General features: G+C 73.5%; 12 protein-coding genes. 4 read left to right on the forward strand and 8 right to left on the reverse strand.

Annotation, left to right across the window (positions count from 1 at the left end):
- Positions 1-2: 2 nt before the first annotated feature.
- Positions 3-2,879: a stealth conserved region 3 domain-containing protein gene (locus AB0K17_RS16110; protein ID WP_365983282.1), complete on the reverse strand. Its 2,877-nt coding sequence runs from the start codon at positions 2,877-2,879 to the stop codon at positions 3-5.
- Between the two features lie 40 nt (positions 2,880-2,919).
- Complete coding sequence (locus AB0K17_RS16115; protein WP_365965481.1) at positions 2,920-3,945, reverse strand: hypothetical protein; 1,026 nt, start codon at positions 3,943-3,945, stop codon at positions 2,920-2,922.
- 500 nt (positions 3,946-4,445) lie between these two features.
- On the opposite strand from AB0K17_RS16115, the gene AB0K17_RS16120 reads away from it, so the two are divergent.
- Entirely contained in the window at positions 4,446-6,248 is a 1,803-nt protein-coding gene (locus AB0K17_RS16120; protein ID WP_365983308.1) for a stealth family protein, read from the forward strand.
- Between the two features lie 22 nt (positions 6,249-6,270).
- On the opposite strand, the gene AB0K17_RS16125 is transcribed toward AB0K17_RS16120, so the two are convergent.
- The 4 genes from AB0K17_RS16125 to AB0K17_RS16140 all read right to left on the reverse strand — a co-directional run bounded on the left by AB0K17_RS16125 (position 6,271) and on the right by AB0K17_RS16140 (position 9,222).
- A complete protein-coding gene (locus AB0K17_RS16125; RefSeq protein ID WP_365965479.1) occupies positions 6,271-6,804 on the reverse strand; it encodes a superoxide dismutase family protein in 534 nt (177 codons plus the stop codon).
- Positions 6,805-7,058: 254 nt separating this feature from the next.
- Positions 7,059-7,634: a hypothetical protein gene (locus AB0K17_RS16130; protein ID WP_365983283.1), complete on the reverse strand. Its 576-nt coding sequence runs from the start codon at positions 7,632-7,634 to the stop codon at positions 7,059-7,061.
- Between the two features lie 145 nt (positions 7,635-7,779).
- Entirely contained in the window at positions 7,780-7,962 is a 183-nt protein-coding gene (locus tag AB0K17_RS16135) for a hypothetical protein (RefSeq protein ID WP_365983284.1), read from the reverse strand.
- Positions 7,963-8,097: 135 nt separating this feature from the next.
- Positions 8,098-9,222: a hypothetical protein gene (locus AB0K17_RS16140; protein ID WP_365983285.1), complete on the reverse strand. Its 1,125-nt coding sequence runs from the start codon at positions 9,220-9,222 to the stop codon at positions 8,098-8,100.
- Positions 9,223-9,509: 287 nt separating this feature from the next.
- On the opposite strand from AB0K17_RS16140, the gene AB0K17_RS16145 reads away from it, so the two are divergent.
- Genes AB0K17_RS16145 through AB0K17_RS16155 form a run of 3 tightly spaced genes read left to right on the forward strand, consistent with a single transcriptional unit; the run spans position 9,510 to position 12,363 of the window.
- Positions 9,510-10,349, forward strand: coding sequence for a Nif3-like dinuclear metal center hexameric protein (locus tag AB0K17_RS16145; protein ID WP_365965475.1), 840 nt, complete (start codon positions 9,510-9,512; stop codon positions 10,347-10,349).
- A gap of 17 nt (positions 10,350-10,366) precedes the next feature.
- Entirely contained in the window at positions 10,367-11,110 is a 744-nt protein-coding gene (locus tag AB0K17_RS16150) for a C4-type zinc ribbon domain-containing protein (protein ID WP_365983309.1), read from the forward strand.
- 44 nt (positions 11,111-11,154) lie between these two features.
- Positions 11,155-12,363, forward strand: coding sequence for a bifunctional RNase H/acid phosphatase (locus AB0K17_RS16155; protein WP_365983286.1), 1,209 nt, complete (start codon positions 11,155-11,157; stop codon positions 12,361-12,363).
- A gap of 22 nt (positions 12,364-12,385) precedes the next feature.
- On the opposite strand, the gene AB0K17_RS16160 is transcribed toward AB0K17_RS16155, so the two are convergent.
- Both AB0K17_RS16160 and yaaA read right to left on the reverse strand, forming a co-directional pair.
- Positions 12,386-12,691, reverse strand: a complete 306-nt coding sequence (locus AB0K17_RS16160) for a hypothetical protein (protein ID WP_365965473.1) — start codon at positions 12,689-12,691, stop codon at positions 12,386-12,388.
- A gap of 145 nt (positions 12,692-12,836) precedes the next feature.
- Entirely contained in the window at positions 12,837-13,619 is a 783-nt protein-coding gene (yaaA, locus tag AB0K17_RS16165) for a peroxide stress protein YaaA (protein WP_365965472.1), read from the reverse strand.
- Between the last annotated feature and the right edge of the window lie 104 nt (positions 13,620-13,723).

The raw sequence follows: 13,723 nt of genomic DNA on the forward strand, positions 1-13,723 counted from the left end.
GGTCACTCGCCCCCGTGGACGAGGCGGCGGTTGCGCTCGGAGCCCTTCTCGAACTGGGAGGCGACGGGGAAGTAGCCCTCGAGGAAGACCGCGAGGGCATCCGCCTGCTCGTCCTCCGGCACGTCCCCGTCGTGGTAGTCGTTGATGCAGAACACGTCGTTCGCGCGCGTCGCGAGGATGCGGTGCAGGCGGACGTGGTGCTCGCGCAGGCCGACGTTGACGAAGGCCGAGCTGATGCTGCCCGGCAGCGCGCGCCCGGTGAACAGCGCGTACCAGTGGTGCAGCGAGGAGGCGATCGCCAGGTCGCTGCGGCTGCGGAACTGGGCGGAGGCCGTGGTGCCGATCTCCTCCGGGAACCGCTCCTCCAGCTCCTCCAGCACGCTGCGGCGCAGCGGGTGCGGGGTGTGCAGGAAGGTGTTGGTGACGGTCTTGCCGAACTCCCGCTCGATGAAGGCCCTGTTGTTCTTCGCCGCGGCGAAGACAAGGTCGCTGTCGAGCGAGGGGTCGCCGGCCGGCACGGCGGTGGGCGACATGAAGCACTTGGCCGCGCCCGAGCCGTGGAAGAAGGACTCCGGCTGCATCGGACGGCCGAGGAAGACGTCGTCGTTGAAGTACAGGATGTGCTCGGCGATGCCCTCGATGCGGTGGATGCGGCTCTCGATGGCGTGCGAGTTGAACGACGGCAGGCGGCCGGTGTCGCCGAAGACCTCGCGGTGACTGACGACCTTCACGCGCGGGTGGTCGGTGTCCAGCCAGTCGGGGGTCTGGTCGTCGGTCAGCAGGTAGATGGTGCGCACCCAGGGGGCGTGCATGTCGAGCGAGCGCAGCGAGTAGCGCAGCTCGTCGCGGCTGCGGAAGCGGGCGGAGGCGCCGGCGGAGGCGGCGGCCAGGATGCCGTGCTCGGCCTGCGTCTTCTCCTTGCGGGCCAGCCACGCGGGGTCGGTGCCGTCGACCCAGGTGTAGACGACGTCGACGGGGAAGTCGACCTCGTCGACGAAGGTCTTGGCGAACGCCTCCAGCGTGCTGTACTCGCGCTCGCCGACACGGGTGGTGGCGGGCTTGGTCAGCTCGGTGCGCGGCAGGGTGGCGCCGTAGCGGGTGCCGGAGGGGAAGGTGACGGTGGTCTCGTCGTCCTCGGTGTCCTGCCAGAAGGCGACGGTGCAGCCGTAGACGCCGCTGACGCGCAGCTGGCCGCCGCCGGTGATGACGGGGCGGAAGACGCGCATGCCCACGCAGGTCGCCGGGACGACGGAGGGCGTCAGGTAGCCGGCGAGGACGGTACGCAGCACGGAGCCGCGGGCGTTGAGCAGGGCGACGTAGACCGGCTCGTCCTTGTAGCGGCGGGCGAGCTCGTCGACGAAGGCGTCGCGGGAGGCGCCGTCGACGGCGATGGTGTGCCGCAGCTGGGTGGTGGGCGTGACGGCGTAGGCAATGCCCTGGGCGTCGAGGGCGTCCACGGCCAGGTCGAGGTTGTCCTGCATGACCTCGAAGGGCGTGGTGTTCTCGCGCACGAGGCAGATCTGGCCGCCGGCGCGCTTGACGTCGGGGCGGGCCGCCTCGATGCGCACCTCGTGGGCCTTGTGGGCGACGTCGGAGAAGGAGCGGTCGATGCCGCGCGGCACGGCGGCGCCGGCGATGCCGCCGGCGGTGTCGGCCGCGGCCTGCAGCATGCGGCGGCGGGCCCGCTCGGCGTCGCGCCGGCCGCCGGAGCGGTGCGCGGCGAGCTCGTCGAGCAGGTCGTTCCACTCCTTGGCGACCTGGTCGTGGCTGAAGCGGCCGGCGTTCTCCAGGGCGGCGGCGCCCATGGCGCGGCGCAGCTCGTCGTCGTCCATCAGGCGGGCGAGGGCGTCGGCCAGCTCGCCCTCCTCGCCCAGCGGGGCGAGCAGGCCGTTCTCGCCGTCGGTGAGGATCTCGCCGGGGCCGTTGGGGCAGTCGTAGGCGACGACGGGCACGCCGGCGGCCTGGGCCTCGACGAGCACGAGGCCGAAGGCCTCGACGCGGGAGGTGAGCATGGCGATGGACGCCTTGGCCCACTCCTCGGCCATGTTGCCGGTGCTGCCGACCAGCTGCACCTGGTCGGCGACGCCGAGGTGGTTGGCGAGGTTCTTCAGGGCGCGCATGCGCGGGCCGTCGCCCAGGACGCGCAGCGTCCAGCGGGGGCGGTCGGCGGCCACGGCGGCGAAGGACCGTATGGCGTGCTCGACCTGCTTCTCGGCGGCCAGGCGGGCGCCGAGGACGACGGTGCGGGTCTCCAGGGTGGAGCGCGGGCGGAAGCCGTCGGGCAGGGCGTTGCCGATCGCGGCCAGGCGCGGGGCGCAGGCGCCGAGGGTCTCGGCGAACCAGTCGCGGGTGCGGCCGGTGAGCGAGACGAGGGCGTCGATGTGGGAGGTGTACATCCGCAGCGGCTCGCCGGTGACGCCGCGCAGCTCGGAGACCCGGTGGTCCATGTGCACGGTGAGCACGTGGCGGGGGGCGAGCTGGGCCATGTAGGCGAGCAGGGCGGGCGTGGAGGAGATCAGCACGTCCGCGTCGATGTCCTGCAGCGCCTCGGCGAGCTCGAGGTCGGCCAGGCGGTTGAAGGCGGCCTCCCACTCGGGGCGGACCAGCTCGCTGGGGGCGCTCGCCAGGCGCCGGTGGGCGGCGGCCAGCTCCGGGCCGCCGTCCGCCTCGGACCGCACCGGGCGCTGCTGCCCGCCGCGGGTGTCGATCAGGTTGCGCACGCGCACGGCGCCGCTGTCGAAGAACGCCTCGTCCTGGGTGCGGAAGACGCTGAGGATCTCCACCTGGTGCTGCTCGGCGAGCAGCTCGGCGAGGGTCATCGTGGCGCGTTCGGTACCGCCCATGGTGTCGGCGGAGGTCAGCAGAAAGGTGATTTTCACGTGCGGCCTTCGTGTGTGCGGCGGTCCGGTGGCGGTGTCCTCAGCGGGTGCTGGGGGTGCGCGGTGTGCAGACGAGCCGAAGCGCGCCGCGGCGGGTGTACTGGGGCTTGACCTGGACGAACGTGCCGTCCGCGGCCCGTACGGTGAACTTGGGCGGGGTGAGCACCTGGCGCGGGGCACGCAGGTCGTGGCCGCGCCGGCCCAGCTCCAGCGGCCGGGCCCCGCGCGCGGCGCGGGGCAGGCGCAGGCTCCAGGTCTGGGCGCGGGAGGTGTCGAGCACCCGGGCCAGCGGCACGGTCAGCCGCCAGGCGCTGTCGTCGCCGGGCAGCGGCTCGGCCGTGTAGCGGACCACGCCGCGCCGGTCCTGCTCGGCCAGCTCGACGACGGGACGGGTGCCGCCGGCGTCGGCGCCGTACAGGGCGAAGAGCACGTCCACGCCGCTGAAGGAACGCTCGATGCGCAGCACCTCGGCGCGCGGCTCGGCGGCCGCGACGGTCAGCCGCAGCTGGCCGGCCGGGGTGATGCCCAGGCGGTGCCGGCGGCCGGTGACCGGGCAGACCGCCAGCGGCCGGGTGGGGCCGCCGTACGCCGGGGCGCCGTCGCCGAGCAGGCGCAGCCGTACGGTCGCGCCGGGACGCTCCACCTCCAGGGCCAGGTGCCAGCGGCCGACGGTGACCGGCAGGCCGCCGGCCTCGGCGCCCAGCAGGACGGTGGCGGTCGCCGTGAGCTCGCCGGCCGTGGTGCGCTCCAGGCGGGCCTCGGTGCGCACCGCCGTGGCGCCGTTGACCAGCACCAGATGGGCCGGTGCGGCCTCGGGGGTGCCGGCGGGGAGCACGGCCTGCAGGTTCAGGGTGTGACCGTCGAGCACGGCCGCGTACTGGACGCGGGCCGCCGAACCGTGCGCGGCCGGCATCAGCACGGAGTCGACGTAGGTGTCGCGGCCGTTCGCGATCCCGGTGCCCACACGGCGGCGCACCTGCTGCCCGACCTTCCAGGCCGGGCTGCGGCGCAGCGCGATGCGGGCGGACTTCTTGATCACGCGCAGGGCGTGGCGGGGGGCGGTCACGGGAGCTCCCCGTGGCCGCCCGCCGGTGCGTGAGCCGCGGGGGTCATGATCTGAACGAGCACTCATTCAGGGTAAGGGGCGGGCCGCGGTGGCCCGCCCGGTCGGCAGCGGCTTTCGCCCTGCCACCCCACGCTTGCGGGGGCGTTGCCACCAGGTGAAATTCCCCACACGGCCGGTGCGGAACCGTACGGCCCGAAAAGCGGTGGATCCCTTGAAGGGAGCGCGTTGCACGCCCGCCCGCGCCCCGGCACACGGCCGGGGGACGGCCCGGCGGCGGATTGCCTCCGCGCAAAACGCTCTGGTAGTTACTTGTTTCTCTGTGTTTCCGGGGCCGCGAGGTGGCCGCCGCCGCGAGGCGGGCCGCAAGGCCCCCAGGCGGGCCGCGCGACCGGGCTGTGCGACCGAGGGGTTGAAGGATCTTGGCACTCGACCAGTCGGCGAAGCCGGTGACCGGCGAGGACGCCGCCGGCCCCGCCCCCGCCCCGGCGGCCGTGCCGTCCGTGCCCCGCCAGGCCAACCCCGAGAAGTCCGGCCTCGTCAAGGCCTACCGCCGGCTGCTGCCGGAGAGCGCACGGCGGGCGATAGCCCAGCGGGTCTCCGTCGAGACCCGCGGCGCCCTCATGCAGCACATGGCCGACTCCCTCGACCTCCAGCAGCGTCACCAGCGCATACGCGGCCGCCGGCTGCAGCGCCGCTACGCCGGGCACCTGGAGTCGCACCTGCCGCGCGCGGTACTCGTGGACGGCAAGGCCCACATAGCCCTGGTCGACCCCGCACCTACGCCGCACGGCGCCCGCGCCGAGGCCCTGTCGCTGGTGACCAGTGCGCTGGAGGACGCCGGCATCGACCACTTCTGCGTCCGCTGGGCGAGCCAGGGCACCGCCCCGGCCGTCGCCGTGGCCGCCGCCGACCGCCGGCGCACCCTGCAGCAGCTGGCCCGCCTGTGCGCCCGCACCCCCGGCTACGTCGCGGCAGTGGACCGTACGGGCGCTCCCGGCCAGGCCCTGCCCGGCTTCGTGGCGGGCACCTGGCGGCAGCTGGAGAAGAACGCCGTCCTGCGGCTGACGTGGCTGCGCACCACCGCCGACGGCTCGCTCGTCCTCGGCCCGGAGCACGGCTGCGACATCCAGTTCTGGACGCGCGAGGACGGCCCGTACGGCCGTCCCGTGCTCACCGCCCCGCGCCGCAACGGCGTCGTGGAGGAGATCGACGCCGACGGCGGGACCGTCGAGGCGCCCCTGGAGCTGTTCACCGGCCCGCTGGGCCACGCCGCCGAGGGACCGGCCACCGCCCGGCGCGGACGCCGCGTGCGCACCCGCCCCGAGCTCACCCTCCGGCTCCCCCAGGACATCACCTTCCCCATCGACGTCGTCTACACCTGGGTGGACGGCAACGACCCCGAGTGGGCCGCCCGACGCGCCCGCGCCCAGCGCGAGGCCGACGGCACGGGCGAGGAGCGCCACGAGGAGGCCGCGAACGACGCGCGCTACATCAGCCGCGACGAGCTCAAGTACTCCCTGCGCTCCATCCACCAGTACGCGCCCTGGGTGCGCACGATCTACCTGGTCACCGACGACCAGACGCCGCAGTGGCTGAACACCGACCACCCCGGCATCCGGGTGGTCAGCCACCGGGAGATCTTCTCGGACCCGGCCGTGCTGCCGACGTTCAACTCGCACGCCATCGAGACCCAGCTGCACCACATCGAGGGACTCTCCGAGCACTTCCTGTACTTCAACGACGACGTCTTCCTCGGCAGCCCCCTCACCCCGCAGGACTTCTTCCTCTCCAACGGGCTGACCAAGTTCTTCCCCTCGCCCGCCCTCGTGCCCCTCGGCGCCCACAACCCGGCCGACCCGCCGGTCGCCGCGGCGGCCAAGAACAACCGGGCCCTGATAGAAGACGGCTTCGGCGCCACCTTCACCCAAAAGATGCGCCACGTGCCGCACGCGCTCAGCCGCACCGTCCTCGACGAGATCGAGGAACGCTACGCCGACGCCCACGCCGCCACCGCCGCAGCCCGCTTCCGCAGCCCGGCCGACCTCTCGGTCGCCTCCTCCCTGCACCACTACTACGCCTACCACCGGGCCAAGGCCATACCGTCCGACCTGCGCTACGTCTACATGGACCTGGCCCACCCGAACACGTCCCGCAGGCTCAACCGCCTGCTGGCGCACCGGGACATGGACGCGTTCTGCATCAACGACACGGTCTCCACGGAGAAGGACATGGCGCGCACGAACGCCCTGATAGCCCCCTTCCTGGAGGGCTACTTCCCGGTGCCGAGCCCGTTCGAGAAGTAGTCGACTCCCCCACGCGAATCCCTTACTCGAAGGGCACGTTGACACAGGCGAGCCGGGGCCCCGCGGTCCCGGCCTGCCCCGGCGCGTCCGCGGTGCCGTGCGCGTGGACCACGACGGACATCGCCTGACCGGCGCGGAAGCGCCACGCCACGTGCGCGACGGAGGACCCGTCGCCCTGCCCGTCGGTGGTGAAGTCCAGCCACACCTCGTTGCGCGCATTGGCGTACGCGGGATCGGTGGAGGGCTGCCGGGGATCCTTGACGTCCTGGTAGTGCGGCCCGGAGGCCTCGGGGACGGTACCGCACGTCTTCTGGTGCACGTGCGCCCCGAACGTCCGGTGCGCCTGCAGCCCGTGCACCGTCAGCTCGACAGTGGTCCCGTCCGGCCCTGTCCGCTCCACGACCCCGACCCGCGCCCCCGCGGGCACATCCCTCTGGTCGAAGGTGACCGCCTGCTTCCCGGCCCCCGGTCCGGCGAACACCGCCTCGATGCTCACCCCGCCCCCGCCGGCACCGAGCGGCGCCACGAAGGCCATGGACGCGGCAAGCACTGACACGAGGAAGGACACCGTCGCCTCCCTTCAGCGCGTTTTCTTCGCCTCGTTTCCACGCTAGTCAGTGGCGGCACTCCTCGCGCGTCGTGCGCGGTCGTCGACACTCCCCACGTAACTACCCACAGCGCGAAAAAGCCCCTCAGCCCTGCGTTTCCGCAAGGCCAGAGGGGCGGATGGCGGACGAGTCGGCCTGTACGCCGGGTTCTGTGACCCGATTCGGGGCAGCGCAGGTGCTGGGGCGGGGTGGGTGAGTGCGGCTAGGCCTTCCTCAGTACGGCCTGGGGTGGATCGCCCTGGGTGTCCACCACGTACGAGAGGCCGTTGTCCACGAAGATGGTCCCGGTCCCCGAGATTTTTTGACTGGTGCCGTCCTTGAGGACCAGGGAGATCTCGACCTTGTAGTCCGTCTCTCCGGGGTCGCCCGAGAACGTGATGGCGTCATTCGTCGACGGGTTGTCGGTGTTGACGGAAAGGGTCTTGTGCCCGCCGTCGACGGTGATCTCGTCCGTCTGTTGCACCACGTCTCCGCCCTCGGGCAGGACAGTGGACAGGTTCAGCGTCATCTCCCCTGCCGGCGCGGACTGGGACTGGTTCGGCGCAGGGGGAGGGTTGCTGTCGCCGGAGGGTCTGCTCGCCAGCAGGGAGAACCACACCACGGACACCACGAAGAAGATGACTGCCGCGGTGACCAGCACCCCTCTTTGAACGGGTCCCACCTTGCCCGAGACGGTGACCTTGAAGTCGCGTGCCGCCAGGTCGTTCACGCTGAGGACGCCGAAGATGAACAGCACTGCGGCGATGATGAGTCCGGCAGTAGGAGCGGCGTATTCCATCGGACCTCCTACCCGGTGAGGCGTCCCCCGCGCTCGCTCTCACGGTGCGCCGGGGAGGGACCCGGCGCCCTGTCCAGCTGGGCCGGACGGGTGACGGCGGCACGTGCTTCTCGGGCCCGCCGGGAGGGGAAGGTCCTGCTCAGCCCTATGCCTGCGCGCCCGGGGCGCGGCGGTGTTTGCCGTGGGGCATCGCCGGGGCCTGGGCGGCGGCGTCCTCCGCCGCCACCGGGCCACGGTGGCGGCCCGTGCCGGTGAGGGCGGTCGCCCGGGGGGCGTGTGCTTCCGTCTCGTGCGTCGTCCCGGTGCGGGCCGCGGCGGCGTCGGACATGGCGGTACGTCACTCCGTCGGGTCGGGAAAGGGTCTCGATCCGGCGGCCATTGCACGGTTGTTGCGTCCGGCCACCCGGCCGGCAAGTCTAACGGGACCTTGATCACCAAGCCACCCGGTGCCCGCCCGGTCCCACTAGCCGGACGCCCGTGCGCACGGTGCCTGCTGCAGCGGTACGGGGCGCGGGGCGGGCACGGGGGCAAGGGCGGCGGGGCCCGTGGACGGCTCGTCGTCGTCCTCGTCGTCCGGTTCGAGGCACAGGGGTTCGGCCAGGTCGCCGCCGGGTTCGTCCGGCGGGGGCAGCCGCAGCCGGGCGAGGCCGCAGGGCACGGCGGGGGTGACGAAGGGCAGTTTGAGTTCGCCGCCGGTCGTCCACAGGCCGGCGCCCGTGAGCCAGCCGACCGGCCCGGGGAACTGCCGCAGCCGCTTGGTGGCCGCGCTCCACACGCCCACCCAGCTGCCGGAGCCCTCACGGTCCACGCGGAAGGCGACCGAGCACTGTTCGGGGGCGAGGGCCTGTCCGGGCTGGGCGGCGAAGGGGGTGAGCGCGGTGCCCGTGGGCAGCAGGCACTCGGGGAAGCGGACGGGGCGGGAGGAGCCGAGCACGCCCCAGCCGAGCCGGTCGGTGCCGGGCGCGTCGGAGCGTACGAGGAGCAGGCCGCTGTCGGGCTCGGCGAGCAGCAGCCGGTCGTTGCTGGTGTCGGTGATCTGCAGCAGGGGGCTGGTCTCGCCGCCCCGGCCGAGGTCGACGACGACGGTCTTGGTGATGCCCTCCAGCTCACGGTCGAGGGCCAGCAGCCGCCCGGCGCGGTCGAGCCAGGCGCCGCCCTCGCACCGGCCGGGGATGGTGGCGAGCAGTTCGGGCCCGTTGCCGCCGCCGTGCACGCGCCACAGCGTGGTGTGCCGTTCGGCGAGGACGAGCGCGTAGGCGCGGGCGCCGTCGGGCGCGGGGGGCAGCAGGCAGAGGTGACGGCATTCGATGGCCCCGAGGGGGACCTCGCCGGTGCCGTGGCCGGTGGGGTAGAGCAGGGACAGCGCGTACCGCTCGGCGACCCGGCGCCGGATGAGCACCCGGCCGTCGGTCAGCGGCAGCACCTGGCTGTCGGCCTCCTCGGGCTGGCTGCCGGGCAGCGACACGGCGTACGGCTCGGGCCCGTCCAGCGTCCAGCGCTCGGGGAACCAGCCGTCCGTACCGCGACCGAGGGCCAGCCACGCCGCGTACGAGCCGTCCGCCGTGACGGTGAATGCGGGGCGTCTCATGTCCACCGGCGGCGCACTCCGCGCGGGGCCGGGCGGGGCCGAGGGGCCCGGAGGACTCTGCGGGCCAGAGGGGGCCGGGGTGCCAAGGGGAGCACAGACCGTCATGAGAAACGTCACCTCCGGCACAGAACGTAGTTATCGGGCGTCCCTCCGAACCCTGCGACCCCCGCGGCTTCACGCGTACGGGTGGTGAGTTTTCCGTTTTCCCGAGACACAGGGGGTGGGTGTGCTTGCCGGACGGCCACCGAGGAGGCCGCCCGGGGCACGCGGCCAGGTAGCCTTTCCCCGTGCCCGTACTGTCTGAAGTGATCGCCGCCCTCGAAGCCCTCTGGCCGCCGGAGCGGGCCGAGCAGTGGGACGCCGTCGGCACGGTCTGCGGCGACCCCGACGCACCGGTCACCCGGGTCCTGTTCGCCGTCGACCCCGTGCAGGAGATCGTCGACGAGGCCGTGGAGCTCGGCGCCGACCTGATCGTGGCCCACCACCCGCTGTACCTGCGGGGGACGACGACGGTCTCGGCCGGCACCTTCAAGGGCCGCGTCGTGCACACCCTGATCAAGAACGACATCGCGCTGCACGTCGCGCACACCAACGCCGACAGCGCCGATCCCGGCGTCTCCGACGCCCTGGCCGGCGCCCTCGATCTGCGCGTGACCGGCCCCCTCGTGCCCGACGCGAGCGATCCGGCCGGCCGCCGGGGCCTGGGCCGGATCTGCGAGCTCGACCCGCCGGTGCGGCTGGCGGAGTTCGCCGAGCGCGTCGCCAAGCGACTGCCCGCCACCGCGCAGGGCGTCCGCGCCGCCGGCGACCCGGACCGCCTCATCCGTACGGTCGCCGTGTGCGGAGGCTCCGGCGACTCCCTCTTCGCGGAGGTCCGCGCCGCGGGCGTCGACGCCTTCGTCACCGCCGACCTGCGCCACCACCCGGCCTCCGAGGCCCAGCAGCACAGCCCGCTGGCGTTGGTCGACGCCGCGCACTGGGCCACCGAGTGGCCCTGGACCGAGCAGGCCGCGGCCCAGCTCGACGAGATCTCCGACCGGTACGGCTGGGGCCTGCGCACCCACGTCAGCCGCACGGTCACCGACCCCTGGACCGCCCACGCGGCGTCGTCCGCCCATCACCAGTAACCCTCAGGAGCCCCCAACTGAACGCCGCGCCCGCCGACCAGATCCGCCTCCTCGACCTCCAGGCCCTGGACGTCCGCCTCACCCAGCTCGCCCACAAGCGCAGGAGCCTGCCCGAGCACGCCGAGATCCAGACCCTCGAGGGCGACCTGACCCAGCACCGCGACCTGCTCGTCGCCGCGCAGACCGAGGAGAGCGACTGCGCCCGCGAGCAGACCAAGGCCGAGCAGGACGTCGACCAGGTCCGCCAGCGCGCCGCCCGCGACCAGCAGCGCCTGGACTCCGGCGCCGGCCTGTCCCCGAAGGACCTGGAGAACCTCCAGCACGAGGTGGCCTCCCTCGCCAAGCGCCAGGGCGACCTGGAGGACGTCGTCCTCGAGGTCATGGAGCGCCGCGAGGCCGCCCAGGAGCGGGTCCGCGAGCTGACCGGCCGCGTGGAGTCCGTCCAGGCCAAGGTCAACGACGCCACCGCCCGCCGGGACGCCGCCACCGCGCAGATCGACGCCGAGATCGCCACCGTCACCAAGGAGCGCGAGGTCGTCGCCGGCTCCATCCCGGCGGACCTGATCAAGCTGTACGACAAGCTGCGCACGCAGTCCGGCGGCGTCGGTGCCGCCCGCCTGTACCAGCGCCGCTGCGAGGGCTGCCGCCTGGAGCTCAACATCACCGAGCTCAACGAGGTCCGCACCGCCGCCCCCGACGCCGTCGTGCGCTGCGAGAACTGCCGCCGCATCCTCGTCCGTACGCCCGAGTCGGGGCTGTAGGCCCGGGCAGAGCCGTAGCGAAGGCTGGAGCGAAAGCGAACACGATGCCCCACCGCTTCATCGTCGAGGCCGACGGCGGCTCCCGCGGCAACCCCGGCCCCGCCGGCTACGGCGCGGTCGTCCGCGACGCGGACACCGGGCAGACGCTGGCGGAGGCCGCCGAGTACATCGGGCGGGCCACCAACAACGTCGCCGAGTACAAGGGCCTGATCGCCGGGCTGGAGGCCGCCCGGGCCCTCGACGCGCAGGCGAGCGTCCAGGTCCGGATGGACTCCAAGCTCGTCGTCGAGCAGATGTCGGGCCGCTGGAAGATCAAGCACCCGGACATGAAGCCGCTCGCCGCCCGGGCCCAGCGCATCCTGCCGCCCGGCAGCGTCTCCTACCAGTGGATCCCCCGCGAGGAGAACAAGCACGCCGACCGGCTCGCCAACGAGGCCATGGACGCCGGCAAGGCCGGCCGGCAGTGGGAGCCGGGCCGCTCGTCGGCCGGGCTCGCGGTCGCGGCCTCCGCCGCGGCCGGCACCACGGCCACCCACGCCGTCGAGGTGCCCGTCGCCGAGCCCCTGGCCGAGCCCCTGGCCGAGCCCCAGGCCGCACCCGTCGGCTGGGCGGCACCGGCCGACCTCGGCGCGCCCACCACCTTCGTGCTGCTGCGGCACGGCGAGACGGCCCTGACGCCCGAGAAACGCTTCTCCGGCTCCGGCGGCAGCGACCCCGCCCTCTCGCCCGCCGGCCGCCGTCAGGCCGAGGCGGCCGCGGCCGCGCTCGCCGCACGCGGCACCATCCAGGCGATCGTCACCTCCCCGCTGCGGCGCTGCCGCGAGACGGCCGAGGCCGTCGCCGGCCGGCTGGGCCTGGACGTACGCGTCGAGGACGGTCTGCGCGAGGCCGACTTCGGCGCCTGGGAGGGCCTGACGTTCGGCGAGGTCCGCGAACGCTTCCCCGAGGACCTCGACGCTTGGCTCGCCTCGGCCAAGGCCGCCCCCACCGGCGGCGGCGAGAGCTTCGCGGCGGTCGCCCGCCGGGTGGCCGTCACCCGGGACCGGCTCATCGCCCGGTACGCGGGGCGCACGGTGCTGCTGGTGACACACGTGACCCCGGTCAAGACGCTCGTACGGCTGGCCCTGGGCGCCCCGCCGGAATCGGCCTTCCGTATGGAACTGTCGGCGGCCTCCCTGTCGGCGGTGGCCTACTACGCCGACGGCAACGCGTCGCTGCGCCTGCTCAACGACACCTCGCACCTGCGGGTGTGAGCGGACGGCGGCTCACCGTTTCCTACGGAACCGTCGACGCCACCCGCTCGCAGCCCGGGCACTCCCACCGGTCGGGCGCGCCCACGCGCGGCGGCGTCATGTCGAGGTCGCACTGCGGGCACCGCAGGGTGATCGGCTCCACGTGCCCGCACGTTCCGCACACCCACATGGGCCCCTCGCAGTCGTGCTGCCGCCAGGCCGTGCGCCGGCAGCGGGCGCACCCGGTGGTGACGATGCCCGCGCCCCTGCTTATCACCGGCGGCTCGGGCGTGCTGTCGGCGTACTCGATGATCTGCGCCCTGATCCGGTCGTCGTCGGTGTTGGCCATCCTGAGCAGGTGTGCGACTCGCGAGCGTGCTTCATCAACGAAATCGTTCATGGCAGGCAGCAGGTTAGCGGGACGGCGGTCACCGTCGTTCACCTTCTGTCAGCCGGTCACCCGCCCGCCACCCCCAGGAGTGGTGGGATGCGGACTACAGCTCGGTCACCACGACGTCCAGCGCGCCGGGCTTCGCGCCCTGCTCGACCACGTACCCCAGCTCCCGCAGCGCCTCGGCGAGTTCGGCCGGGGAGGCGGGAGCCGAACCGGAGGTGAGCAGGTCACGGACGATGCGGCCCTTGGTCGCCTTGTTGAAGTGGCTGACCACCGACCGCTTCTCGACGCCTGCGACGACCTTGGCGTGCAGGACGCGCACCGTGGCCGTACGGCCCGCGAGCTCGCCCTTGGGCTTCCAGGCGGTGGCGTACGCCGCCGAGCGCAGGTCGAGGACCAGGCCCGAGCCCGCCGCCTGCGGCAGCACCTCGGCCATCGGCCCGCGCCAGAAGGCGCCCAGGGCGCCGAGGCCGGGCAGCTTCACGCCCATCGAGCAGCGGTAGGAAGGGATGGCGTCGCCGATGCGCACCGCGCCCCACAGGCCCGAGAACACCAGCAGGGAGCGCTCGGCCGCGCGCCGGGCGGCGGCCGGCAGCGTGGCCAGGTCCAGCGCGTCGTACAGGACACCCGTGTAGACCTCGGCCGCCGGGCGGGTGGGGGCGGTGCGCAGGGCCGCGTTCTTGGCGATCTCCCCGCGCAGGCCCTGGCTGAGGCCCAGCACCTCCGCCGCCTTGTCCTCGTCGCCGGAGCACAGCTCCACCAGCTCGCCGAGCACCCTCTCGCGGGCCTCGCGCAGACCCGGCAGGGACAGCCCCCCGATCTCCAGCGCGGCACCGGTACCCCCGGTGGCCTTCCCCTCGGACGGCGGCAACAGCACGAGCACGGTCGTATCTCTCCTCGAAGATTTCGGCGTCGGTCAGCCGTGTGCACCCTAACGCCGTCGCACCCCCACACCAGCACGCCCCTGACGCCGTACGCCGCACTCGC

Source organism: Streptomyces sp. NPDC049585, assembly GCF_040675615.1.
GTDB lineage: Bacteria > Actinomycetota > Actinomycetes > Streptomycetales > Streptomycetaceae > Streptomyces > Streptomyces luteosporeus.